Origin of the sequence: Nocardia caishijiensis NBRC 108228 (genome assembly GCF_001612825.1) — a bacterium.
In the GTDB taxonomy this organism is placed as follows: Bacteria; Actinomycetota; Actinomycetes; order Mycobacteriales; family Mycobacteriaceae; genus Nocardia; species Nocardia caishijiensis.
The window spans coordinates 304,009-328,564 of record NZ_BDBE01000025.1 but is presented as its reverse complement, the minus strand read 5'-3'; the positions used below and the strand labels follow the sequence as shown (position 1 = coordinate 328,564).

The following is a 24,556-nucleotide window of genomic DNA, read 5'->3' as shown; positions in this document are numbered from 1 at the left end:
GAGCCCTCGGAAACGGGCCGGATCAATAGTAAAGACTTACCCAAGCTCGTGAAAAGGTTCTGGACCGAATTGCGACGCAACTGTGATGTGTGCCACAGCGCATGTGGCTGCTGGGCGACGACTCGGCAACCTCAGCCGATCTGGACCACTCTCGCCCAGGCGGGCGGACGGTCGGGCGCGTAGTACGGGTCGTGTTCGGACACAGTGCGCTCGCGACGGAACAGGCCGACGACGGTGCGACAGGACGGGCGGGCCGACGGCCACGGTGTCTGTCCGTCGGTCAGTGCGACGACAACGTCCGGTCGGGTCCGCAGCGCCCGGGTGAAACCGGCCCGCAGGTCGGTGCCACCGCCGCCGATCAACGTGATTCCCTCCGCGCGGCACAGGGGGTCGGCGATGCGGGCGGCCGCGTCGCACGACCACACGGTCAGCAGGTCGTGACGGCCACCGAGGGCACGGGTGATCGCCGCGACTTCCAGCAGGGCACTGCCCAATTCGTCATCGCTGACCGATCCCGAGGTATCGATGATCACCCCCACTCGGGGTGGTGTGCGACGCAAACTCGGCAACACCACGCCGGGCAGGCTCGCCGCGCGCCTGGCCGGTCGCCCGTAGCGGTAGTCGGCGCCCGTACCGGCCGCGGTCGCCGCCGAGCGCAATGCGGCACCGAGCAGATCACGCCAGGGCTGCGGTGGGTGCAGCGCGTCGTCGGCCCAGCGTCGCCAGCCCGCTGGCGCGTCGCCGGGACGGCCGATGATGGCCTGGGCGACACGGAAACGCACCGCGTCGCGTTCCTGGGTGTCGAGCCCGGCGGCACCATCGGGCCCGAGGTCCCAGGAGCGGTCCGTCCCGTCGGCACCGCTGCCGCAGTCGAGCCAGGCCATGTCCTCGGTCCGGCGGCCGAGCCGGAACTGGCGCAGGTACACCTCCATCGGTTTCCCCTCGGCCAGGCCGAGCCGTGCGGGCGTGACCGCCCCCTCGGGCACGACGAGGCCGTCGCCGAAGGCGTCGTCGTTGATCTCGGCGTCGGCGGCGATATTGCGGCGCAGTTGCTCGGCCGGTCCGTCCAGATCGTGTGCGCGCGCGAAACGTCGGCTGCGGTCGTGGTGTTCGCGCAGCAGGTGTGAGACCTCGTGGACGAGCACCGATGCCAGTTCCTCGACCGGTGTGCGGTCGACGAAACCCGGTGCGACATAACACCGCCAGTACCGGTCCACACCCATGGTCGGTACCTGCCGCGATTCGACGAGGTGCAGCGCGAACAGCGCGGTCGCCAGGTAGGGCCTGGCCCGCACGGCGTGCAGGCGAGCCGCGTAGAGCTTGTCGATGTCCATGCTCATCGGGCCGCCTTCGCCGCGACGCGGGCCGCCGCCTGATCCGCGCGTCGCGAGATCGACACCACACCGGCGAGTTCCTCGATCGCGGCGGGTACCACCCAGTCGTCACGGCGCAGGGCGGCCAGGGTGGTGGCGGGCACGACGACCAGATCTGGGGCGCCCGTCCGGACGGCCCGCACCAGCAGTGCCCAGGCGGCGTCCCATCTGGACCGATCCGGGTTGCGCCGGACCGCCGCGACGACGCCGTCCAGCACCACCTGCCGTAGATCGCCGCGCTCGGGCAGGTCGGCGGCGGACGGGTCGGCGAGCAGGGTTTCGGGGTCGGGCAGGTCCATCCGGTCCATGGTGGTGAGCAGTTCGAAGCCGGGTCCGTCGCCGACGGTGCCTCGGATCAGCTGCGCGAGCACCTCACGGTCGGCACCGGCCGCGGTGGCGAACGCGATCAGCCGCATCGTCATCTCCCAGCTGCGCGGGGAGGCCCACGCCCCACCACGCCGGGTTTCGGTGGTCGGCAGCTGATGGGCGAGGGTGGGGCGCGCGGTGAGCAGGGCGCACACCGATCTGCGAGCGAAAGCGACGGCCGCCGGGAGCTCGTCGGGGTCGAGGCGCGGCAGGGTCGCCTCGGGCCAGGTTCCCCCGAGACCGCGAACGACCACGTCCGGATCATGGGTCCATCGCAGGTGCACGAACCGGTTGGCCAGCGGCGGGCTGAGTTCCCATCCGTCGGCGGCGGAGGACCTCGGGTTGGCGGCCGCGACGATGCGCACTCCCGGGGGCAGTCGCAACGCGCCGACCCGCCGTTCGAGCACCAGGCGCAGCAACGCCGCCTGCACGGCCGGTGGCGCGGTGGACAGTTCGTCCAGGAACAGCAGACCGCGTCCGGTGTGCGCGAGCCGCACCGCCCAGTCCGGCGGTGCCATCGGGACTCCGTCGACGGCCGGGTCGGCGCCGGGGATCGGTAGACCCGAGAAGTCCGACGGCTCGTGCACACTCGCGATCACCGTGGTGAGCGGCAGGTCGAGGGAGTCGGCGAGCTGAGTGAGCGCGGCGGTCTTGCCGATCCCGGGTTCACCCCACAGCAGCACCGGCAGGTCGGCCGCGACGGCGAGCGTGAGCGCCTCGAGTTGCGGGTTGCGGCGGGCTTCGGTGGTGGTGCGGCCGAGCAGGGTCAGGAGTTCGTCGGCGACGTCGAGCTGGGTGGCGTTGTGCGGCCGGGATTCTCGCAGTTCGGCCGGACCGGGCGGGTCCGCGGGCATGGCGGCGAATCGGGGGGACAGATCGGAAAAGTGCACAGTCATGAATCACCTCGGGTGTGGGAGGAATCGGATGCGTGCCCGACGGGGCAGGCTCAGGAGACGACGCGGCGGCGGTTCTCGTGCCGGGCCAGGCGCTGGAGCAGCTTGCGGTCGTGCCCGTAGCGGAGCCCGGCCCGGCGCAGACGGTCGGCGACGTGACGGGGCGCGTCGTGGGTGGCGGTCTCGGATCGGTACCGGCCGTAGGTGACCCGACGGTCGGCCGCCGCGGCGAGGGCGTCGCGCAGCGGTCCGTCCCGCAGCTCGGCACCGGTTCCGAGCAGGCCCTCGACGACGGCCAGGGCTCCCTCGGTGTCGCCGTGGTCGAGACGTTCACGCACGCCGCTGATCCAGTCGGGCCGACGATGCGCCTCGTCGATGACCCGCAGGCACGGCAGCGCGACACCGGTCAGCGCGACCAGGAGTTCCTCCCGTCTGATCTCGGCCGGGTCGTGATCGAGAGCGCTGAGCACGCCGTTCACGACACCGATCCGATGGACCTCGCCTCGGCATTCGACGATGTGCGCCTGCCGGGGCGCGTTCCCCGATCGGGTGAGTGGGCGAGTCCCGTCCGGGGCGAGCGACTCGGCGACGAGGGGATGGAGCCGGTCGACGGTGATGGCACCCGCGCGCAACAGCTCCAGGTCGGGCAGTGTCCAGGTGGCGGCATCGGGCAGGATCGGCAGGGCCGTCAGCGCACCGCGCGGGTAGTCGGCCACGAATCGCGGTGCCGGGGTGCGGCCTTGCCCAGGCGGCACCGCGCCGGGCGAAGACGCCGGGGGCTGGCGAACCACCTCGATCACCCGCTGCCGTCGCGCCCCTAATCTGACGGCGACCAGCGCCGCATCGGTGTGCGACGTACCCCGCTCGGCGCTCAGCAGCAGGGCTGCTTCCTCGGCCCATCGCTCGACCGCGCAGTGCGCCGGAACGGGATCCGCGAACGATTCGGCAGTTTCACCTGCGACGAATTCCGTTGCGGCACTTGGTCCGATGAGCGTCGAAAGACCTCCGCAACGGCGGGCCAGTTCCCCCGCACGCCGGGCGTCCCACAGGTGGCGGTGCAGGTCGAGCCGGTAGCGACGATTCGGTCGCGGATGCGGGTGCGAATGCGTGGCGCCGGTGCCACCGTCCCACACCGCGAGGCTGACGCGCTGCCCGGCATCGGCCCATGCGGGTGCCGTGCGCACGACCAGGTGCACGAATCCTTGTCCAGCACCGGGGCTTTCGCTCGGATATCGGGCCAGTGTCATCGTCAGGCCCGGCCGGAGCAAGCCGTCGGGCGCGACTCTCGGCAGGTGCCAGCGCAGCAGATCCGGGGCCAGGTGCCGCAGGTCGTCGTGGACTCGCGCGACGAGTTCGCGGCCGTGCCCACGCGCCAGCGCACCCAGATCGATGTCGACATCGACGTGCGCGGCGGCACAGGCACCCGCCAAGTCACCGACCGCGCGACGCGTGGTGGCCAGGTTGATCATGGTCGGCGGAACAGCGAATTCGCGTACCCGTGCCCACATGTCGAGACGGGAATCCAGTAAGGAGGAAGCCGGTACGAGAACCGGCGAGGGGCTCAACGGCCCGGGCGGAGGACGCCCTTTCCACTAGTGGTCATCAGCCGAGTATGCACAATCCGAGGCCACTCGACAAGCGCGAGCAGCGGCCGAGCCGGACGCTCAGCTCTCGGCGACCGCCGTGATCTGTTCCAGCGAAACACCTTTCGTCTCGGGCACCCGCCGGTAGCAGAAGATCACCGACACGACACCGATCACGGCGAAGATCAGGAACATCGTCGACGGGCCCCACAGATCACCGAGCGGCGGGAACACCAGCGACACGACGAAGTTGCCCGCCCACACCAGGAACGTGGTGATCGACATGGCCACCGACCGGATCGGCGCCGGGAAGATCTCCGACAGCAGCAACCAGGTCGGCACACCCACACCGACCTGGAACGAGCCGATGTAGACGATCATCATCGCCAGCAGGATGTACCCGGAGGCCGGTTCGTTCGGCAGCAGACGTTCGGCCGCGGCCATGGCCACCAGGGCGACGATCATCACCGCCATACCGATGAACATCGTCGGGCGCCTGCCGATCCGATCGACCAGGCTCATGCCGGTCATCACACCGAGCACCGCGCCGACCCCGATGCCGATGGAGGACGTGACCGCACTGGAGTCGCCGAGCCCGGCCTGGGTGAGCGTGGACGGCGCGTAGTAGACAACGGTGTTGACACCGACGAACTGCTGGATGAGCGCCAACCCCACGCCGGTCCAGAACAGGGCACGCACCTTGGGCTTGCGCAGCTGATCGCGCAGGCTCGCCTTCACCGCGCGGTCGGCCTGGTCGGCCTGCTCGATCGCGGTGATCGTCGGTTCGACGTTCTCCGGGAAGTACGAGCGTCGCAGCACTTTTCGCGCGTCGTCCTCGCGACCCTGCTTCAGGTACCAGCGGGGCGAGTCGGGCATGAACAGCATGCCCGCGAACAGCGCGATCGCCGGAATCGCGGCCATGGCCAGCATCAGGCGCCAGTTCGCGGTCGGCGCGAGCAGCGCGTTGATGATGTAGGCGAGCAACTGCCCCGAAGCGATCATCAGGCTGTTCATCGACACCAGGCGGCCGCGGTAGGTGGCGGGCGCGATCTCGGAGACGTACATCGGCACGACCAGCGACGCCGTACCGACCGCCACCCCGAGCAGCAGCCGGGTGACGATCATGAACGTCGGGTTCGGGCTCACCGCCTGGGCCAACGCGCCGACGAAGAACAGCGCGGCGGCGAACAGCAAGGTCATCCGCCGCCCGAACCTGTCGGCCATCCAGCCACCGGTCAACGATCCGATGGCGGCGCCGACGAGCAGCGAACTGGTGATGACACCGACCTGGGTGGGGCTCAGCCCGAAATCGGGGGTCAGGTACACGAGCACACCGGAGATGACGCCGGTGTCGTAGCCGAACAGCGCACCGCCGAGCGCGGCGATGATCACCACGGTGAGGACGAATCGCTTGATCTTGGACCGCATCGCCGTGTGGGCGGCGTCCTCGGTGTCGACGGGTTCGTTCACCGGGTTCACGGTGACCCTGCGGGAGTCGACCGGAACCGTGTTCGGCGTCTTGATCTCGATGTCACCCTGCGGCTGTACGAGGTGGTCCGCCGGGCCGAGCTTGCGGCTACCCGACGGCGGCGTCAAGACGTCACCCACGCCCCGGTCGGGCAGATTCGATCCTGATCCCGGTTTCGTCATGTCCCACCTCGGCTGCAGAAGGAGCAGATCGGTTCCTGCACAGTAGTCGAGCCCGGCAAATTCCGGTGACACCGAAAACGAGACCTTCGGATGCCTCGAACAACCCTTGTTCATACTGCTGGAAGCCCCGTCAGTGCGCGGACCGGCCGAATCCACCGGCGATACCGCGAACTTCGGGCAAACGTCGATGTGCTCACCGAGCGGAGTTCGATACCCGATCTCGGCTGTTCTGTGATGCCGACGTCATCGAAGCGACGGGTGTTGGTTGGATCGGCCGCACCGGCACACCCCGGGACTACCCTCGAGAAATGGCCCCTACCTCGCCAGACGAGCCAGGAACACCGGCGCTGACCGTCGTCGGCGACCTGTGGTCACCCGCCTGCGCGGCGATCCGCACCTTCCTCCGGCGCAACGACATCGACTGCCGCTGGGTTCGGCCCGACGACCCCGAGGGGCGGCGGCTGCTGACCGCGCACGGCTTCGACACCGGGGAGACCCCCGTCCTGATCGACTCCGACGGCCGGGCCCTGCGGCCCACCGACGAGGCACAGCTCGCGCGATGGGTCGGCCTGCACACGGCGCCCAGTTCGGACGACTACGACCTGGTGATCGTCGGCGGCGGACCGGCGGGCATGGCGGCCGCCGTCTACGGTGCGTCGGAGGGGCTGCGCACAGTCGCGCTCGAGCGGTGGGCGATCGGCGGGCAGGCCGGACTCAGTTCCCGCATCGAGAACTATCTCGGCTTTCCCGACGGCATCTCCGGCGCCCAGCTCACCGACCGGGCTCGGCGGCAGGCGGGAAAATTCGGCGCCGAGCTGGTGATCAGTTCCGCCGCGGAACAACTGGCGGTCACCGCGAACGGTTTCACCGTGCGCTGCTCGGGCGGCCTCGCGGTGTCGGCGAGATCGGTGATCGTCGCGACCGGCGCCACCTTCCGCACCCTCGACGCACCGGGTATCGAGCAATTCGCCGGGCGCGGGGTGTACTACTTCTCGGCGCTCACCGAAGCCCCGCTGTGCACCGGGTCGGTGGTGTACATCGTCGGTGGGGCGAACTCGGCCGGGCAGGCGGCGATCTACTTCGCCGAAACCGCGACCCGGGTGATCATGCTGGTTCGCGGACCTTCCCTCGCCGCCGAGATGTCGGCCTATCTCGTCGAGCAGATCCGCGCGAACCCACGCATCGAGGTCCGCACCGACACCGAGATCGCCGCGGCAGCGGGCGAGACCCATCTCGCACAACTCACCCTGCGCGACCGGAGTACCGGTGAGCTGGAGCAAGTCCCCGCCACCTGGGTGTTCGCCTTCATCGGCGCCGATCCCGCCACCGCCTGGCTCGGCCCCGCTTTCGCCCGCGACACCCACGGCTACCTGCTCACCGGCCCCGACATCGCCGACGACTCGCGCCGCTGGCCCCTGCGACGCCCACCCCTGCACCTGGAAACCACCGTTCCGGGCGTCTTCGCGGCAGGCGACGTCCGCGCCTTCACCGGCCACCGGGTCGCCGCCGCTGTCGGCGAAGGTTCCATGGCGGTGATGCTCGTCCACAAATTCCTGCACGGCTGACAGCCGACGAAACCCTCCGCCTCCCCGTGCATCTCGCGTTGACCGACCGGTCGGTCATGCCTATTCTCGAAGCAGAGCGATCGGAGTGGAACATGCGGGTGGCGATCGAGACCGACTACGGCACAGTGGCCGTGCACCTCAGTGGACGGGATCCCGGGTCGGGAACAGGATTGCTTCTCCTGCACGCCAATCCCGGGGACCACCGGGATTTCGCCGCTGTCACGCCGACGTTGGGCGAACGCTGGCCGGTGGCCGCGCTCGATTGGCCGGGGTTCGGCGATTCGCCGGTGACCGACCCCTCGGCGCTGCGCACGTCGGCGCTGCCGGTGATCGCGAGCCGCGTGCTCGACGTGCTGCGCGTCGAGCACGGTTTCGGGCAAGTCGTCGTGATCGGCAACAGTGTCGGCGGTTACGCCGCCGCGCGGCTGGCCGAACGCGAACCCGAGCATGTGCGGGCCGCTGTTCTCGTGCAGCCCGCCGGGTTCGTGCCGCACGGAATCATCGTGCGGGCGATGGCTCGATTCATGTCGGCGGGTGCGGTCGCCGCGCGCACGGTTGGCCCAGCCGCACGCCTCTACCTCGGCCCGCCCGATCGCGGATCGGTGCGTCCGGTTCTCGAACGTGCGCGCGCGGTACGCGACAACGCGGATCGCCTGGCGGTGTACCGACGGTTGTGGGCGACCATCGCCGATCCCGATCTCGATCTGACCGCGAACGGTCCGTTGCCCATCGACCGCCCCGTCCAGGTCGTGTGGGGCCGCAACGATCCGATCAACCCGCTCCCCCTCAATCGTCACGGTCTCGCCGAAGCGCTGCCGGACGCCGAGGTCGCGGTGTTGCCGACCCGCCACGAACCTTTCTGCGAGGCACCGCGACTGTTCCTCGATACGGTGACGCCGTTTCTGCGTGCCCACAGCGAGGTGAACCGATGAGATCTCCCGAACCGGGGCGACGTGCCCTGCTGGACGCGGGCCGCGTTCTGCTGGGCAGCGAGAACCTGAGCAAGGTGTCGGTCAACGCCATCACCGCCGGTGCCGGCATGGCCAAGGGCAGTTTCTACCAGCACTGGCCGAGCCGTGACGAGTTCCTGCTCGCCGTGCATCGCGAGTTCCACGACACTCTCTTCGCCGGGGTCCGGGCCGCCATCGCCGACGTGCCGCCGGGCGTCGAACGTCTGCGCGCCGGGATCGAGGTGTATCTCGACGGCTGCCTGGCGGACCCGGCGACCAAAGCCCTACTGGTCCAGGCACGTACCGATGCGGGTCTGGGTGGCGAAGTCGCGCGCCGCAACGCCCTGGCCGCCGACATCGCCGCCGAGGATCTGACCGCGATCGGTTGGCCCGACCCGCACTCGGTCGCCGTCCTGCTCATCGCGGCGATCGCCGAAACCGCCCTGCAGGAACTCGACGCCGACGCCCCCCGCACCGACCTGCGTGCCGCGCTGCTCAGGTTGGCCGAGCGCTGACAGCGGCACCCCGACGACACAATCTGAAATAAAACTGTGTCTGAAAGCGTCGCCGTAAACCCGCTCGGGTGGCGAGAATTGGTCACAACAGTTCGGCGTGATTCAGCACCGTCTCGAATCCCCTTCGGCAACAGAGGAATTGGACGATGAACAGGTTGTCGAGATCCACCGCGACAGTGGTCGCCACGATGATCGCGGTCGGGTCCGCGACGGTCGGCGTAGTGCGCGCGGACACGGTCGATGCCCCGCCGTGCACCCCGTACACGGCTCTTCTCGCGCCGGGGACGTGGGAGACCACTCCGGACGCCGATCCCGAGGTTCCCGTGGGGATGTTGCGGCCCGTCGGTGACGGCCTGCGTCAGCAATACGGCGATGACATCACGGTGCTCTACGTCCCGTATGCCGCAAGCGCTTTCGATCTGGGCTTGAGCTACGCGGAGTCGCTGAGCACCCTCGAGTCCCGTGTGGATCGCATTCTTCGTGGGCTGTGCGATTCGACGCGGGTGATTCTGGCCGGATACAGCCAGGGTGCGGACGGTATCGGTGATCTCGCCACCGAGATCGGCCACGGCGACGGCCCTGTCGAGGCCGATCGGGTGGTGGGTGTCGGGCTGCTGGCGGATCCGCATCGCGATCCGAATACCACGCTCTCCTTGGGTGATCCGCAGCCCGGTTACGGCATCGCCGGATCGCGTGACCGGGATTTCGGCGCGTTGACCGAGCGCGTCCGCACGTTGTGTGCCGACGGCGACCTGTACTGCTCTCTCGATGCCGCCACGTCACCGTTCCTCGCCGTGGTCGGTCGGGTGTTGAGCGGTGACGCCACCCCGATCGCCGACTACGTTCCCGCCACGGTGGATTCGGGCAGCCTGATCGCCCAGGCGGTCACCATGGGTGCGGGCTGGACCGCCACCGCGGCGAACCTGCCGACCATTCTGGACAACCTGACCCGCCTCCCGGAGTTGGTCTCGGCGGGTGATATTCGCGGTGCGCACCGGACCGCGAACGCTGTGAACGCGGCGTTGTCCCCCTTGGTCGAGGCCGCCACGGAGGTGGACCGCGTCCTGGTCGCTCAGGTCATCCGCGCGGCCGCCGCTGTGGACCCGACCGGCCGGAGCGCGGGTATCGGTGTCATCGCCGACGCCTTCGCGCGGATAGATCTGCTGAGCGTGGCCGACAGGGCCGGGCGCTTGCAGGAAGGCCTCTGGCGTGCGGTCGAATTCCTGGACCGTGACGACCCTGTCGGCGCCGCCGCCGAGCTGGCTTCCGTGGCTGCCACCGGCGCCGACCTCACGGGTTCCGTGCTCGGTCCCGTCGCCGGAGGCATCCGCGCCGATCTTCCGGCGACCACTCGAACCCTGCTCAGTCTCGCGGACCCCACCACCGCCGACGAACTCCTCCAACTGGCCCGCCAAGGCGCCGACATGGCCAACTTCTACGCCTCCCGCGCCCATATCGACTACGACGACGATGTCCGGATCCTGCTGAACTACTTGAGCTCCCAGGTCACCTCGTAGCCTCGGACGAAACACTCACCGGTGCGTCGGCTCGATCCGAGCCGACGCACCGGCGGTCAGATCAGCACGACACCGCGTCGCCGACCGAGTTGTCGAGTCGTACCCCGAGAACTCTCGACAACTCGCCGACATTGTCGGCACTCGGTGTCACCACACCACGTTCCCAACGGCTGATCTGATTCCCGTCCGCGATTCCGATCCAGTCGGCCAACTCCGCCTGGGTGAAACCGGAGGCCATCCTTGCCGCCCGAATCGCTTTGCCGATCGCCGACATGGTCTCCCCTCTCTCTCGATGCCCTCGGCACGGACCGCATCGGCACGGGTGTCCATCAGCGAACACTCGTACTCCTAATGCTGTCTCGCGCAGCCACATTCGAAAGGTATCGGGGAATCCACCCGCGAAGGAGTCTGTGACTGCACGGCCACTGACTGTGCACGCACAAACGTGCGTGCACTCGGCCGCCGTCTCGACTACTTCGGCGAGTTGTCCGGATCGGTGGCGCTGCGGCGCCAATCACGTGGCGTCATGCCGAACGCCTCGCGGAATCGCCGGGCGAAATGCGCGGCGTCACGGAAGCCGACGGCACCGGCCACCGCGCCGATCGAACGGTGAGCATAGCCCTTGTCGACCAGCATGTCGCGAGCCCGGACCAGGCGCTGCTCGATGATCCACTGCTCGAGACTGATCCCGGACTGGGCGCACACCTTGTACAGGTGCCGGACCGAGATGTTGTTGGCGGCGGCGATCTCGGGGATCTTCATGGTCGAATCGGACAGGTGTGTCCGCACATACCCGAGGATCTGCTCGATGAGTAATTGCTCGGGGATGGCGCCGCCGTCACCCGGCCCGCGCCCCGCCGCCGAGATCAGGAGCGCCCGAACCATTTCCAGGCAGGACTCGCCCACCGAGGCGGCCGCCGGATCGGTTTCGAGCTCGTCGGCGATCCGCACGAGATGCTGGATCTGCGCCGTGACCATGGGATACAGCGGCGACGCCGCCAGCCGACCGTGCGCGCCGACAACTGTTTCCGCGGAGATACCGAGGCGCTCACGCGAAAGCTGCAGGCACAGCGTTCCACCGAGCCCGTGCCAGCCCGAGGCGAAGGTGGTCGCCAGGTCGATCACTTCGCAGGCACCGGGTTCGATCAGCGTCTGTGCTCCGAATTGTTCGTGCCTGCGGACCTGCCCGTTCTGCACCGTGACCGTCAATGTGTCGCTCGGCGTGATCCGTTCGTGCCGCCGCGTGCGCCAGACCTGGTGACCGGACACCTCGGAGCGGGTGAGCGCGATCGGACCGAGCACCCAGGCCTGGTGCCTGCTGACCACTTCGGCGGGCGAATCCCACATCCGCAGATTCGCCCCGATGTCGGCTTCCTGCAGGATGGCGGTGACCGCTTCCCGCCGGTCCGCGGGCGTGAAGTAGTCGGAGTCGATCAGCACTGCCATCGGTGATCTCCACTTCGGATCCTCGCCGGCGGTGGAGTCCCTCCCGTCGCCGGCCGCTGCGCGCATCGGGTGGTGGCAATTCGGGCAAGGGTGATTGCACGGGGCCTGTTGTCGGCGATGCTATCGCGCCGCGGCGAGTCCGGAGCCCGATTCGGCAAGGTCGCGCAATGGTTTTCACCGACCGGCGACGGCGTGCTCCCGTGCCTCGGCGGGCCGCGAGGCGAGGATCCGACGTTCGGCGGCGGTCGCTGTCGCAGCCCATTCCGGTCGCAACGCGGCATAGGTGCACACGTCCCGCCACCGGCCCTGGGTCCGGTAGAGCTGCCGCAGCCGCGCTTCCGGTGTCAAGCCCACTCCCGCCATCACCGTGTCCATCACCGGGTGATCGTGCCGGTGTCCCGCCCACACCCGGTGGATCCCGAGCGGCCCGAACGCGAAGGCGGCCATGAGTCTGCCCGCCTCGATGCCGCCCGCCCGCAGCGACCCTTCCGGCACGACGACCAGGCCGCCGATCATCGCGTTGCTGCCGTAGTCCTCGACCAACAGCCCGATCGTGCCGACCATGGTGTCCTCCCCCGGCGCGGTGATCGCCAGGGTGTACTTGCGCCGCGGCGCCTCCCCTCGGGAGCGCACGGCGGCGTCGAACGACGCGGCGGCCGCCTGGACGCCCATGCTGTCGGTGCCCATGTAGCGCGTCAGTTCCGGGTCGGTGAAGATCCGCTGGTAGACGTCGAGATCCTCGGCCCGCAGCTCCCGCAATCGCAGTCGCGCGCCGAGCAGTTCCACATTGCGCACATCGATCGTCACCGGGCCGCCTCCATCACCCGCGCGAATTCCGGCGAGAGCTGTCGATCCAGCGCCGGGACGAGTTCGTCGAGGTCGACATAGGTTCGTCCGGACGGGATCAGTTCGCCGAGCAGGATCCGGCGCGCCGTGTCCGCCACCAGCGCACCCCCGAGCATCACCCCGGACGCGAGTTGCGGCCAGCTCGACAGGGTGGTGCCGATCGCACCGATGGCGTGGCGCATCGCGGGGCTGAGGCGCTCTTCGTCGACCATGGTGAGCAGTAATGTGAGCAGTTCGCCTCGATTCATCCGCGCGACATCGGCCGAGGTCGCCGCACCGATACGGCCGTGGAGCAGCGGACGGTCGGGTTCGAGATCGAAACGCTCCACGTCGAGCAGGCCACGATCGTTGGCGTCCATCAGGACCGGGATCCCTCGGCCGCGCGCGTACTCCCGGGCGGCGACCTTCGCCCACACCGTGTCGCATTCCTCGACAAGCAGATCCAGCGGTTCGCCGCCGTCGGCTCCGTCGAAGAAGGGGCCGATCGATTCCTCGGTCAACCCGCCGGTGAAGATCTCGATGTCGAGGTAGGGGTCGATCTCGTACATCTGCCGTGCCGCCAGTGCGGCTTTGGCGACACCCAGATCGTCCACTCCGGCCCGCAGTCGGTTCAGATTCGACAGCCCGACCGTGTCGAAGTCGGCCAACCGGAACGATCCGCCGACCCCTTCCATCGCCAGGGTCACGGCCGCGCTGTTGCCCACCGAGAGCCCGACCACCCCGATCCGACGGCCCCGCAGGTCACGCTGCTGCGCCCGGTCGATCTTGGTGCGATTGCGATCGGTTCGCAGCAGCTGGAAATCCTCACGTGGCAGCACATGCACCAGTCGACCGCTCCACGGGTAGAACACCCAGGTTCCCCACTGCCACAGCGGGATCCCACCACCGATCCGGTGACGTGCGGTGGCCAGTGAGTCCGCGGAGTGCGCGATCGAGGGGTCCGCGCTGCGGATCAGTTCGTCGAGCTGTTCTTCGATCGTGTCGTGCACCGCGTCGACGGCACCCGACGCCGCCAACGCTTCCAGGTCGCGGAGTCCGTCCGGACTCGACGCGTCGAACAGCAGGGGACGGTACAGCGTTGTCGCAGCGCCGGGCGTGAGTACCGCCGGACGCGGAACCGAGCGATGCGAAACCATGTGCGCACAAACCTCCGACTCTCCTGAGCCGAACGGATACCCGCTCGCCTCTGCCGATCAGGACGGGCAAAGGATACACACAGCACACTTCCAGCAAACAGATCTCGGAATCCTCGGCATGGCGCGGTCGCATCCCGGCCGGATTCGGGCAATCCGTACGGAATTCGCACGACCGCCGCCGGGCCGCCGCGACCGCCACGGCGGATAGCGAACCGGCCCCTACCGGCCGGTACGGCGTATTCACCTCGACCCGCGCTCGTCGGTGGTCGCCCGGAACGATGCGTGTGCCGAGTCGGCGACCACGGCGCCCCCACCGTCCGGGCGAGCCGATCACCGGCGAACGCACGGTGACGACAGCATCGAGATGGCTACCGGCCCTTCATTGCGCTGCGATGCCGGTCGTCGTCAGCTGAGCGGCCACCCTGACCGCGCGCCCAGCCTGGTAGCGGGCGGCCTCCAGGGCGAATTCCGTGGGCGGATCGCCGAAACCGGCCACGTGCCCGGCTCCGTGCGGGTTGCCCGACCGCATCTGTTCGGCGACAGGTACCGAGGCGGTGAAGCCGGGCGGCACGATGATCCCGCCCCAGTGGGCGAAGATCGTCGTGAAGGTCGACAGGGTGGTCTCCTGACCGCCGTGCGTGCTGGCACTGGAGACGAAGGCTCCGTACACCTTGTCGGCGAGGCGACCGGCTCGCCACAGGTCGCCGGTGCCGTCGATGAACGCCTTGAGTCCCGCGGCGATCGTGCCGTAGTGGCTCGGCGTCCCGAACAGGACGACGTCGGCCCACTCCATGTCGTCGTTGTGCGCTTCCTCGGCCACGAGCAGGCGCACGTCGGCACCCGCGTGGGCGGCGCCTTCGGCGGCGGCCGTCGCCAGCCCTTTGATGCCGCCGGTCCGGCTGTAGTAGATCACTGCGACGTCGACCATCGTTTCTCCCTGTTTCCGTGACACGACCACCAGTCGTGGTGACCGCGCCTCGATGCTGCGACGACGTCGGATGGCGCGGCCAATACCGACTGGGTCGGCAGCGATACCGCAGGGGTATCGTCCCTGGTGGTAACCGGATACGGTGGTGGTCGTGGAGACCCGGGAGTTGCGCTACTTCGTCGCTGTCGCCGAGGAGTTGCACTTCGGACGGGCGGCGCGACGCCTCGTCATGGCGCAGCCGCCGCTGTCGCGGGCGATTCAGCGGCTCGAGCGGCGGTTGGGCGCCGTGTTGTTGCGGCGTACCCCGCGCGCGGTCGTGTTGACCGAGGCCGGGGCGGTGTTGTTGCGGGAGGCGCGGGTCGCGCTCGACGCGGTCGAGGCCGCCGAGCGGCGCACTGTCCGCGCCGCGGTGGACCGGCCGGGTGTCGTGCTGGCCGCCAAGGCCGGAGCGTCGAGCGAGCTGTTGTCGACGCTGTTGGCTGCGTACGCCGCCGAGCCAGGTGCCGTCCCCGTCGAAGTGGTGCTGTGTGGACCGGGGGAACCGGAGACCTTGTTGCGCAACGGGTCCGCCGACCTCGCCCTGCTGCATCGGCCGTTCGATTCCACGTCCGGATTCGACACCGAGGAGCTGTGCACCGAGCGGCAGGTCATCGTGCTGCCCTCGGGGCATCCCGCGGCAGCTCGTTCTGGTTTGTCGATGGCGGAGGTCGCCGCGCTACCGGATCTGCCGCTGGTGCGCTGGCGGCGACGGGATGGGAGTTTTCCGGACGGTCCGGGCCCGCAGGTCGGCAATTATAGCCAGCTGGTCCAGCTGATCGGGCTCGGTCGGGCGTGTGCGCTGGTGCCGGAGTCGCTGCGGGCCCAACTGGGTGATGCGTACGCGACGGTGCCGGTGTCGGACGCTCCGTCGGTCACGACGGTCATTTCCTGGCCACCACACAGCAGGTCCAGGGCGGTGGCCGAACTCGTCCGCCTCGCGACAGAAATCCAGTCCTGAGAGATCAAGATCCTTCCCGGGTAGATGCGATCAGCAAAGCCGCCATGGGACAGATCACAGTGCATTCGGCACGCTGGATCATTGGTGCCTACCTCGACGTTTCCGGCGGCATCCTCGCGGGGCGGTGACACGACGACACGGACCGGCCGTGAGCACGCGACTGTCGCTGATCCCGCCGACCGGCCCGGCCAGGACCGACGGGCGATGCCAGATGCCATGGGTTATCGATCTCGCGCACGAACTGTGGACGAACAGCTGACTAGACTCTGACGTTGTCGGAGCTGATGTGGCGGGGGACGCGTGAAGACTTTTCGAATGATCGTTGCCGTGGTGGGAATCCTGGGCGGCATCTCGCTGATCGTGGCCGGTGGACTCGGTCTCTCGCAGAGTGGTTCGAGTTCGTCGAGTGATTCGGTCGACGCGCAGTTGGCCGCAGCGGGGTTTCCCACCAATGTGCAGGTCGCCGTGCTGATCGAGTCGTCGTCGGCACGAACGCTCACCACTGCGGATATCGGCCCGATCTACGTGCAGTTGCGTAAGATCCCTGGAGTCCGATCGGTGGACGCGCCCCGGGGAAACCTGTTCAACCACGACACCGGTGCGGCCCTGATGCCGGTCGAGATGGAGCCCGGCATCGATGCGGCGGCAGCGAGAAGAACTGTGCACGAGGCTATTACCGACCTGGAGGTCCCGCAGGGGCTGACTCTCGCCGTCCCGGGTTCCCACACCGAGGCGCGGCCTGGAGTTGCAGACGGTTGGAAGCCGATCGGGTTCGGTATCGCGGTACTGGTCCTCACAGGCGGTCTCCAGGCATTCCCCCGCTTCTGGCAGTCCGAAACGACACCCGCGCCTGACTCGACCATGGTGCTGGCGAACGGTGCCACGGCCACCGCGCACCACTCGAGGCTGTCCGACACGATGCGTCGAGAGCGGGCCCAATTTGTGGCGGGTGGGTTGTTCTCGTTGCAATTGCTGGTGGGGCTGCTCGGCGTACTCGCTGTGTTCGATGTAGCGCCCAGCCTGTTCACCCGGGTTCCGTCCTTGGCAATGCTGATCACTGCGGCGGGCATGTTCGGTCAAGCAATTCGGATCACCCGTGACGCCCGCCGAAACACAACCGCAGCCAGGAACACCTCACCCCCGCAGTAAACGCACTCCTTGTCCGGATTGACACCATCCGACGGATGATCGCGAAACTTGCCGCCACAGTGATGCAAATCACCAATCAACGACGCTGGCGCGCGTCTCCGAGGCCGGGTGGGCAGTACTCACGCGCTCACACGCAGCGCTAGTGCACGTATAACGCAAAAGTGCCGGTCATCGCCTCTACGGCAATGATCGGCACTTTTTGTGGTGGTCCTAGCTGGTTTCGAACCAGCGACCTTCCGCGTGTGAGGCGGACGCTCTCCCGCTGAGCTATAGGACCGGGGTGGTTGCGAGGGGCTGTTTGTGCGGCCTCTCGAACGAGACGAAACATTAGCACGGGGTACCCGGGAGACACCAAATCGCCTTGTGAACGGGAAGTTCGGGGCGCCTCGGGCCGGTCGGCGCGCGGGTGCGGTGGCGCATGGTCGGACAGGCCACCCGAATTCAGCCGCCGGTTACCCGTGCGGACTCGGACAACACACGTGTAATTCACATTTATGCCGTTTGACCAGCCGATTTGTAGTCTTCGCCGCGCGTCGGCTAATGTTCTCATCGCACCACGGAGAGCAGCAAGGCCCCCGGGACGAGCTCCTCTGGATGTGTGAATGCGGATGTAGCGCAGTGGTAGCGCATCACCTTGCCAAGGTGAGGGTCGCGGGTTCGAATCCCGTCATCCGCTCGAGAGGTAGGTTAGGCAATAGCAATATGCCATCCTCCTTTGCGCGGTGGAGTGGCCGAGTGGTGAGGCAACGGCCTGCAAAGCCGTGCACACGGGTTCGATTCCCGTCTCCACCTCGCGCGATTAGCTCAGCGGGAGAGCGCTTCCCTGACACGGAAGAGGTCACTGGTTCAATCCCAGTATCGCGCACCACAAGAAGGCCCCGGGTTTCCCGGGGCCTTCTTGCTGTATCCAGGCATGTAACCCCGATCACTCCCGCGCCGCGACCTGGGCGGCTCCCCTAGGATCGGCACGGCGCCGCCCGGGCCGCAGCGGTTGGCGGGACAGGTGAATGGAGGCGCAGTGAGACAGATCCTGTTGTCGGCGGGCACCGCCCTGTTCATCACCATCACCCTCACCCCGGTGCTCATCCGGGTATTCGCCCGGCGCGGCTTCGGGCAGGAGATCCGCATCGACGGGCCCGCCAGCCACCACACCAAACGCGGCACACCGACGATGGGCGGTCTCGCGATCGGGGCGGGCGTGTGGGGCGGGTACCTGGGCTCGCACCTGATCGGAACACTGTGGGACGCACCGGGTCCCAGCGCGTCGGGCGTTCTGGTGCTGCTGCTCGCCTCGGCGCTGGGCGTGGTCGGCTTCCTCGACGACTCGATCAAACTGCGCAAACACCGCAATCTCGGGCTCACCGCGGCGGGCAAATACCTCGGCCAGATCTCGGCGGCGGTCGTGTTCGCGGTGCTGGTGCTGCGGTTCCCCGGCGCCACCGGCCTCACCCCGGCGGGCCGCAACCTGTCGTACGTGCGCGACATCCCGACCATCACCTTCGCGTCGCTGTTCTTCGTGCTGTTCGTCGTGCTGCTGGTGGTCGCGTGGTCGAACGCGGTCAACATCACCGACGGGCTCGACGGGCTCGCCGCCGGGTCGATGACCCTCACCCTCGGCGCGTACGTGGTGATCACCCTGTGGCAGTACGACCACTCCTGCGAGATCACCCCCGGTCGCGCCTGCTACACGGTCCGCGACCCCCTCGACCTGGCGATGGTGAGCGCGGCGGGCGCGGCGGCCTGCGTCGGGTTCCTGTGGTGGAACGCCGCGCCCGCCAAGATCTTCATGGGCGACACCGGCTCCCTCGGCCTCGGCGGTCTGCTGGCGGGGCTCTCGATCACCAGCCACACCGAACTGCTCGCGGTGGTGCTCGGTGGACTGTTCGTCGCCGAGATCATGTCCGTGGTGCTGCAGATCGTGGTCTTCCGCACCACCCACACCCGCCTGTTCCGGATGGCACCGTTCCACCACCACTTCGAACTCGACAACTGGCCCGAGACGACGGTCATCATCCGGTTCTGGGTGCTGGCGGGCATCGCGTCGGCGACCGGGCTGTGCCTGTTCTACAGCGAGTACCTGACGTCGCTGTGACACAACATTGTCGGTGTTCGCCGCTACGCTGACGCGATCATGAGAGAACCGGGCCACGACATCGCCACCGACGTCTCATTCGCGTTGGAGGAGCTCGACGAGCTGGTCGGCGAACTGCTCGTCGACCACGCCGAACGCGCCGCGCGGGAGGCGCGGGTGGTCGGGCTGCGCCTCGGTATCGGCGGGCAGCGCCCGGAAACCCTCACCCGCGTCGGCGCCCGCTACGATCTCGCCCGCGACCGGGCCCGTCAGCTCTACACCAAGGCGATCGGGCGTATCCTGCGCGAGGCCGCCCGCTCCGACCACCGCCGCATCGACGTGTTCGCGCACCGATACCCGACGGAGGCGGGCGATCTGCGCCTGGTGCGCACCCTGCTCGCCGAGACCTACGCGACCGACACCGACCTGGCCGCCATGGAATGGTCGTACCTGAAGCTGCGCCTGGCCGGGCACGACCAGACCGACGCCCGGCGCGTGGCCGGATATGTGATGCAGCGAATCCTGGGCTGGCAGAAGAAGACCGCCAGCATTCTCGCCAAACTGCACAGCCCGGAGGACGTCGTCGACGACCTGGACACCGTCCTCGCGGGCACCGACTGGCCCGACGGCTCCCCCGCGCCGCTACCCACCGCCTCGGCGCGGGTGGCCGACGCCGACGACGACGGGCGCGGCCGGTTCTATCTGGCCAAGGCCGGACGCGAGGTCGCCTACGACTCGGCGCTCGTCGCCCGTCTGCTGCGCACGCTCGACGCCAGCCCGGCCGTCGCGGCGTTCCAGGAGGAACCCGCCGCCCTCACCTACCGTTTCGCGGGCGAGGACCACGTGTACCACCCCTCGGTCGCCGCCCGGCTCACCGACGGACGGACGGTACTGATCGACGTGGTGCCGCTGGGCCGGATCATGTTCCAGCACAACCGGCTCCAGGCCGAGCTGACCCGGGCCCACGCACACGAACGCGGTTGGGGCGCGCTCACCTGGACCGGCAGCGCGATCGGCACCGAACAATTGCGCACCCGCACCGTCGACGCGGCCGCCGAACAGCGCATCGCCGCCGACCTGGCCACCGGTCCCTACGACCGGCTCGCTCTGACCGCCGTGCTCGCCGAGACCGGCCTGGATCTGCTCGATCTGGCCGCGCTCGTGCTGCGCAACGACTGGCGGTTCGAACGACTCCCGATGCGGCTCAGCGCATCACCATCGCCCCGGCCAGCACCGCGACGACCAGCAGCATCGCGCAGCAGGTGAGCCACTGCCACTGATCCAGGGTGCGGTCCATCCGGGTGATCGTGGCGCGCAGGCCCGCCGCGGTCCGCTGCTGGGCGACCAGTTCGCTGCGCAACCCGGCCAGCGTGATGGCGTGGGCGTCGGCGGCCGCGGCCGCGCGTTCGATCCGGTGGTGCAGTCGGGTCACCAAGCGCTGCTTGTCGCGCACGGCCTGCCGTGACACCGCGAGTTCCACCCGCTGGTCGCGCAATTGACTGCGCTGACGTTCGATCATCGCGGCCTGCGCCGCCGTGTGCTTCTCCCAGGTGCCCACTTCGGCCCACCCTCCGTTCATCACATCCACATGACCCCAGGCGATGTCGTCCGCCACCCAGCCCGCGAGGAACTCCCGCAGTGCCCAGCCTGCCCGCACCGGCGCGGCGAAGCCGGACTCTCCCGCGCTGAGCACGCCCTGGTCGATGCGGTACTCCGCACCGGCGGGCGCGAAGTCGGCGATACCGACCGCGGGCACCAGCGGCACCCAGTATCCGCGTGGCACCACCCACAGCACGTCGTCGATGCCCGCTTCGCGCAGGCGTTCACGGTGGGCGCGGGCGGCGGTGATGTCGAGGGGGCCGCTGCGCACCTCGACCACGCCGCGCCGCTCGCCACGGCGCCAGAAGATGTCGACGGGGATATCACCCACTTGGGCGTCCACTTGCGCCTCGTCGGCGCCCGCCGCCGTGAGTCTGCCGCAGATCCAGTGCTCGAGCCGCTGAGTATTCCATTGCGTCGCAACACAATCAGGGCAACCGCAGCCGTATCCGGTGCGTTCGGGTGCCGCGCGACGACCGCCCTCGGAGATCCCGAGTTCGTCGAGCAGCGCTCGCCGTCCGCACACCACCTGGGTGTCGCTTCGCCGCTTCGTCCTCACACCATCACTCCCTACCCACCGGGGCCTGTCGTGCGCCCGCGCCCACGCCTGCACTCAGGTTCCCGTAGGCGCCGACACGCCGCCAGCCCCCTTGACCCGCACTCGGGTGCGTCGCCGTGCCGTGATCGAGATCACAACGGCGACATTGCTTGTATATCAAGCCCTTTCATTGTGCCAACGTCGCACCGACCGGCGAAGATCTTGATCAATTCGATACACAGACCGGCCGGGTTGCCGGTCCTTTTCGTCCCGATTACGAAAAGGTTCGGCGCGTCGCCTGGCGCACCGACCGAGGATCACTACACGACGTCGGCGGGCACCGGTGGATATGATCGCAGCGGCCGAGGCGGGCACGCTCGCCGTCCACCGGAAGTAGGGTGTGCATGAACCACGCTGAGCACGACGAAACCATCGGGTCGATGCTGGCGAGTATCGCCGCGGCGCTGCGTGAGGTCAGCGAGAAGCTCGATGTCGTCGCCGCGCGGGTCGCCGAGGAGGTTCCCGGCTTCCCCGGTGACGACGAGGACGTGCCCGACCAACTGCGTATCCGCCGCCTCGAAGCCTGGGCTTTCCATGCGTCACAGGACATTTCCCGGCTCAGTGCCAGGCTCGACGCCCTCGACGGTGGCGACGATCCGGCGCCACCGCCCACCCGGGGACGCAGCAGACGTGAAGTCCGTGAGGCCGCCGAAAGGGCCGCCGCCCACGAAGAGGCCGCCCGGCCGCCGCTGGAACGCCGTCAGTCGACCCGTTCGGTCCCCGACCACCTCGGCGACCCCACCTGGCCCATCACCGCCGCTCCGGTCCCCCGGGCCACCACCGAACCCCAGACTGTCGTTGCGGCCGAACGTGGTCGGGCCGCGTCCGGGGACGAGACGGCCGCTCTCGCGGTCCAGACGTCGGGCCTCGGTGATCCCGAGCCGCAGGCGCCCCGCGCGCGCAACGGTGCGCGCGAGGACGCGGCACCGCGACCGACCGTGCGGTTGTCGACTCCCGGTGCGGCCGAGGACGGGTCGACAGCGGTATCCGACGGCACCCTGCGGACGAATCGGGTCAACGGCGTTTCACCGCAGGTGAACGGGGCTCATGCTCCGGAAACCCCTGCGGGCGAGGTCGTCTCGTACGCGCAGCGGGTGAGCGGCCGACTGCCCGCGCAGCCGGACCGGCGCGGCGTGGCCGACGACATCGCGGCCGAAGGAGTCGGTCTCACCGCGAATCGTGCTGTCCCGCTCCCGGATTCGTCCGGTGAGTCGAGCCGGGTGGAGGACAGCACCTCCAGCGCGGAGCGCGGCGCCGCGGCGGTCGAGCGCGCCCGGCCGGTGAGCAAGGCCGCCGAGATCCGAGGCACCGAACGCCACACCATCTCGGGCAACGTGACCTGGTCACCCAACGAAGTGGACCCGCAGGCTCAGCGCAACGGGTCCGGCACCCGGCGCAACGGTGAGCCGTACCCCGTCGAACAACCCGCCGCGCGGGAAGACCTGCGGCACAGCACCTCCGACACCGGCAACGCGGTCGATGAGCGGGTCGGCGGTTCGGAGAACACACACCACGGAGCTCCGAGTGATTTGGCAGACGTCCGGGCCGAGGGCCATGCGGGCGGGCGCGAGCCGGACCGTGCGGGCTTCGCCTCCCGCGAGGACATTCAGGTGGCCGCTGCCAGGGAAGCGACGAACGGCGCGGCCTTCAACGGATTCGGCGGCGGGTCCGCGCCCGCGCCGAAGAACGGGAACGCCAACGGCATCCAGTGGTCCTTCGACGACGACGTGGAGACGACCCTGCCCAGTTCCGCGCGCAACGGCCACGCCCGCAACGGCTTCACCACCGACTCCGCGCAGCGCGGCGAGTCCGTCTTCACCGATTTCACGCCCCGCAACGCCGAAACATCCAGCGCCCCGGCCCGGCTGGTCGTCCCGCCGCCCGCCGACGCGGCTCCGCCGATGGGTGAGGCCGAACCGTCGTTCGACGACTCGAGCGACGAGGTGACCGCTCCCGGCAGCCGATTCGACCGACCGCGCGGTCACAGCGCCGACGAGACCGCCTCGGCATTCGGACAACACGCCCCGCGCGACGACGACACGGACCGATACCCGACCCAGGCGAACGAAGCGGTCGATCCGCAGCCCACCGTGCGATTCACCAACGCGGACAACGAAGTGGGCACCCGACACGGCCGACCCGGCACGCCCGCGGTCGATCTACCCGCCGTGCCCACCCCGTCGAGCGTCGAGGACAAGCTCGGCCCCGCCCCGATCCCTACGGACACCGACCCGGCAGGCATCACCGTGACCGGCACCTACCGCGCCTTCGACCTCGAATCGGCCGCGCACGTCGACAAATTGCAGGCCATGCTGGACGAACTCAAGCGTTCCGCGGGCCTGCCGCCGGGCCGCCGCGACGTCTTCGGACCGCCGACCCAGGATCTCGGCTAGACCGCGAGGCCGACCGAGCGCACGGCGGGCGCCTCCGGTGCGTCACGCAGCACGGTCGCGACGAGTTCGCGCACGGCGCGGTGGCCCGCGTCGGCGGTGTTGCGCGGATGCCACGCCATGGCGACGACCGGGGCGGGCAGCGGCAGCGGGATCTCGAAGGTGGCCAGATCCAGCGCCTGACAGGCGGGGCGCGACAGCGCCGCCGGGGCCGGGCAGATCAGGTCGGTGGTCGCCACCGTGAACAGGGCCGTCGCCAGGTCGGCGACGGTCGCGACGACGCGACGGGTGCGACCGTGCAGCGCGAGACGGTCGTCGATGGGGCTGTGGGTGCGGCCGGTGGGTGAGACCTCCAGGTGGCGCGCGGAGGCGTAGGCGGCGACGGTTGGCCGGTCGACGGCGAAGGGGTGGTCGGCGGCGGCCACTCCCACCCAGCGGTCGGTGATCAGCCGCTGCACCACCGTTTCCGGGTCGGTGCGCCCGAGCACGCCCACTTCGATGTCGACCAGTCCGTCACGCAGGGCGACGGCGGTGTCGGCGGGATCGGCGGCCAGCAGGCGCACCGTCACACCGGGCAGTTGTGCCCCGACGGCACCGAGCAGCGGACCCGCCAGCCGCGCGGCCACCGCGTCACCCACGCGCACGACGAAATCCCGCTGCCTGCCCACGCCGCCGCCCTCGTGCGCGGTGAGCAACACCCGGCTCGCCTCGACCAGCGCGGCCACGTCCCGGCGCAGTTCCAGCGCGCGCGGTGTCGGGACGAGATGCCTGCCGGAGCGTACAAGCAGCGGGTCGCCGAACACCTCACGCAGCCGGGTGAGGGTGCGGCTCATCGCCGAGGTGGAGGTGTGCAGACGCCGGGCCGCCTCGGTGACGCTGTTGGTGTCGAGCAGCGCGTCCAAGGCGGGCAGCAGGTTCAGATCCAGCGCTTCCACGCGAGGATTATCACCAACGCCCGGTTCGTCACCAAGCGGCCGCACCGCG

At 69.1% G+C, this 24,556-nt stretch carries 20 protein-coding genes and 4 tRNA genes; 12 read left to right on the top strand and 12 right to left on the bottom strand.

From position 1 onward, the window contains the following. Window positions 1–131: 131 nt before the first annotated feature. The 4 genes from NC7_RS08400 to NC7_RS08385 form a co-directional block, all read right to left on the bottom strand. Window positions 132–1,340 (bottom strand): vWA domain-containing protein, encoded by a 1,209-nt coding sequence (locus NC7_RS08400; protein WP_067980964.1) that lies wholly within the window; start codon window positions 1,338–1,340, stop codon window positions 132–134. Further along, window positions 1,337–2,593 carry an AAA family ATPase gene (locus tag NC7_RS08395; protein WP_067981283.1) on the bottom strand — a complete coding sequence of 419 codons (1,257 nt, stop codon included), beginning with the start codon at window positions 2,591–2,593 and terminating at the stop codon, window positions 1,337–1,339. The genes NC7_RS08400 and NC7_RS08395 overlap by 4 nt, the downstream gene beginning before the upstream one ends. A 92-nt stretch (window positions 2,594–2,685) precedes the next feature. Further along, window positions 2,686–4,140 (bottom strand): hypothetical protein, encoded by a 1,455-nt coding sequence (locus NC7_RS08390; protein ID WP_084458175.1) that lies wholly within the window; start codon window positions 4,138–4,140, stop codon window positions 2,686–2,688. A gap of 156 nt (window positions 4,141–4,296) precedes the next feature. After that, entirely contained in the window at window positions 4,297–5,865 is a 1,569-nt protein-coding gene (locus tag NC7_RS08385; protein ID WP_084458173.1) for a sugar porter family MFS transporter, read from the bottom strand. A gap of 308 nt (window positions 5,866–6,173) precedes the next feature. On the opposite strand from NC7_RS08385, the gene NC7_RS08380 reads away from it, so the two are divergent. The 4 genes from NC7_RS08380 (at window position 6,174) to NC7_RS08365 (ending at window position 10,412) form a co-directional block, all read left to right on the top strand. Beyond that, on the top strand, window positions 6,174–7,430 hold the full coding sequence (locus tag NC7_RS08380; protein ID WP_067980963.1) for an NAD(P)/FAD-dependent oxidoreductase: 1,257 nt from the start codon (window positions 6,174–6,176) through the stop codon (window positions 7,428–7,430). Between the two features lie 92 nt (window positions 7,431–7,522). After that, entirely contained in the window at window positions 7,523–8,362 is an 840-nt protein-coding gene (locus NC7_RS08375) for an alpha/beta fold hydrolase (protein WP_159372858.1), read from the top strand. Next, on the top strand, window positions 8,359–8,895 hold the full coding sequence (locus NC7_RS08370) for a TetR/AcrR family transcriptional regulator (protein WP_067980961.1): 537 nt from the start codon (window positions 8,359–8,361) through the stop codon (window positions 8,893–8,895). Before NC7_RS08375 ends, NC7_RS08370 begins: the two co-directional genes overlap by 4 nt. A gap of 146 nt (window positions 8,896–9,041) precedes the next feature. After that, on the top strand, window positions 9,042–10,412 hold the full coding sequence (locus NC7_RS08365; protein WP_084458171.1) for a cutinase family protein: 1,371 nt from the start codon (window positions 9,042–9,044) through the stop codon (window positions 10,410–10,412). A gap of 61 nt (window positions 10,413–10,473) precedes the next feature. Here the strand turns inward: NC7_RS08365 and NC7_RS08360 are convergent, their stop codons facing one another. The 5 genes from NC7_RS08360 to NC7_RS08340 all read right to left on the bottom strand — a co-directional run bounded on the left by NC7_RS08360 (window position 10,474) and on the right by NC7_RS08340 (window position 14,768). Next, window positions 10,474–10,686, bottom strand: a complete 213-nt coding sequence (locus NC7_RS08360; RefSeq protein ID WP_067980959.1) for a helix-turn-helix domain-containing protein — start codon at window positions 10,684–10,686, stop codon at window positions 10,474–10,476. Between the two features lie 197 nt (window positions 10,687–10,883). Further along, entirely contained in the window at window positions 10,884–11,858 is a 975-nt protein-coding gene (locus NC7_RS08355; RefSeq protein WP_067980958.1) for a helix-turn-helix domain-containing protein, read from the bottom strand. Between the two features lie 174 nt (window positions 11,859–12,032). Beyond that, window positions 12,033–12,665 (bottom strand): GNAT family N-acetyltransferase, encoded by a 633-nt coding sequence (locus NC7_RS08350; RefSeq protein ID WP_067980957.1) that lies wholly within the window; start codon window positions 12,663–12,665, stop codon window positions 12,033–12,035. After that, window positions 12,662–13,840, bottom strand: a complete 1,179-nt coding sequence (locus NC7_RS08345) for a ThiF family adenylyltransferase (protein ID WP_084458164.1) — start codon at window positions 13,838–13,840, stop codon at window positions 12,662–12,664. Before NC7_RS08345 ends, NC7_RS08350 begins: the two co-directional genes overlap by 4 nt. Before the next feature lie 379 nt (window positions 13,841–14,219). Continuing rightward, a complete protein-coding gene (locus tag NC7_RS08340) occupies window positions 14,220–14,768 on the bottom strand; it encodes a flavodoxin family protein (protein WP_067981280.1) in 549 nt (182 codons plus the stop codon). A 151-nt stretch (window positions 14,769–14,919) separates the two neighbouring features. On the opposite strand from NC7_RS08340, the gene NC7_RS08335 reads away from it, so the two are divergent. Beyond that, window positions 14,920–15,765, top strand: a complete 846-nt coding sequence (locus NC7_RS08335; protein ID WP_067981279.1) for a LysR family transcriptional regulator — start codon at window positions 14,920–14,922, stop codon at window positions 15,763–15,765. A gap of 315 nt (window positions 15,766–16,080) precedes the next feature. Further along, window positions 16,081–16,914, top strand: coding sequence for a hypothetical protein (locus NC7_RS08330; protein ID WP_157101893.1), 834 nt, complete (start codon window positions 16,081–16,083; stop codon window positions 16,912–16,914). A 202-nt stretch (window positions 16,915–17,116) separates the two neighbouring features. Here the strand turns inward: NC7_RS08330 and NC7_RS08325 are convergent. Beyond that, window positions 17,117–17,191: transfer RNA gene (locus tag NC7_RS08325), tRNA-Val, on the bottom strand. 327 nt (window positions 17,192–17,518) lie between these two features. Between NC7_RS08325 and NC7_RS08320 the strand changes: the two genes are divergently transcribed. The 5 genes from NC7_RS08320 to NC7_RS08300 all read left to right on the top strand — a co-directional run bounded on the left by NC7_RS08320 (window position 17,519) and on the right by NC7_RS08300 (window position 20,251). Beyond that, window positions 17,519–17,590 (top strand) — tRNA-Gly (locus tag NC7_RS08320). A gap of 45 nt (window positions 17,591–17,635) precedes the next feature. Continuing rightward, window positions 17,636–17,706, top strand: a tRNA-Cys gene (locus NC7_RS08315). A gap of 1 nt (window position 17,707) precedes the next feature. Then, window positions 17,708–17,782, top strand: a tRNA-Val gene (locus NC7_RS08310). Window positions 17,783–17,932: 150 nt separating this feature from the next. After that, entirely contained in the window at window positions 17,933–19,006 is a 1,074-nt protein-coding gene (gene mraY / locus NC7_RS08305) for a phospho-N-acetylmuramoyl-pentapeptide-transferase (protein WP_067980955.1), read from the top strand. A gap of 39 nt (window positions 19,007–19,045) precedes the next feature. Beyond that, a complete protein-coding gene (locus NC7_RS08300) occupies window positions 19,046–20,251 on the top strand; it encodes a sigma-70 family RNA polymerase sigma factor (protein ID WP_067980954.1) in 1,206 nt (401 codons plus the stop codon). Here the strand turns inward: NC7_RS08300 and NC7_RS08295 are convergent. After that, window positions 20,190–21,143 carry a hypothetical protein gene (locus NC7_RS08295; protein WP_236573357.1) on the bottom strand — a complete coding sequence of 318 codons (954 nt, stop codon included), beginning with the start codon at window positions 21,141–21,143 and terminating at the stop codon, window positions 20,190–20,192. The two genes, NC7_RS08300 and NC7_RS08295, sit on opposite strands and share 62 nt — an antisense overlap. A gap of 383 nt (window positions 21,144–21,526) precedes the next feature. Between NC7_RS08295 and NC7_RS08290 the strand changes: the two genes are divergently transcribed. Next, window positions 21,527–23,575, top strand: coding sequence for a hypothetical protein (locus NC7_RS08290; RefSeq protein WP_067980952.1), 2,049 nt, complete (start codon window positions 21,527–21,529; stop codon window positions 23,573–23,575). On the opposite strand, the gene NC7_RS08285 is transcribed toward NC7_RS08290, so the two are convergent. Beyond that, a complete protein-coding gene (locus tag NC7_RS08285; protein ID WP_067980951.1) occupies window positions 23,572–24,507 on the bottom strand; it encodes a LysR family transcriptional regulator in 936 nt (311 codons plus the stop codon). The genes NC7_RS08290 and NC7_RS08285 overlap by 4 nt on opposite strands. Window positions 24,508–24,556: the final 49 nt, after the last annotated feature.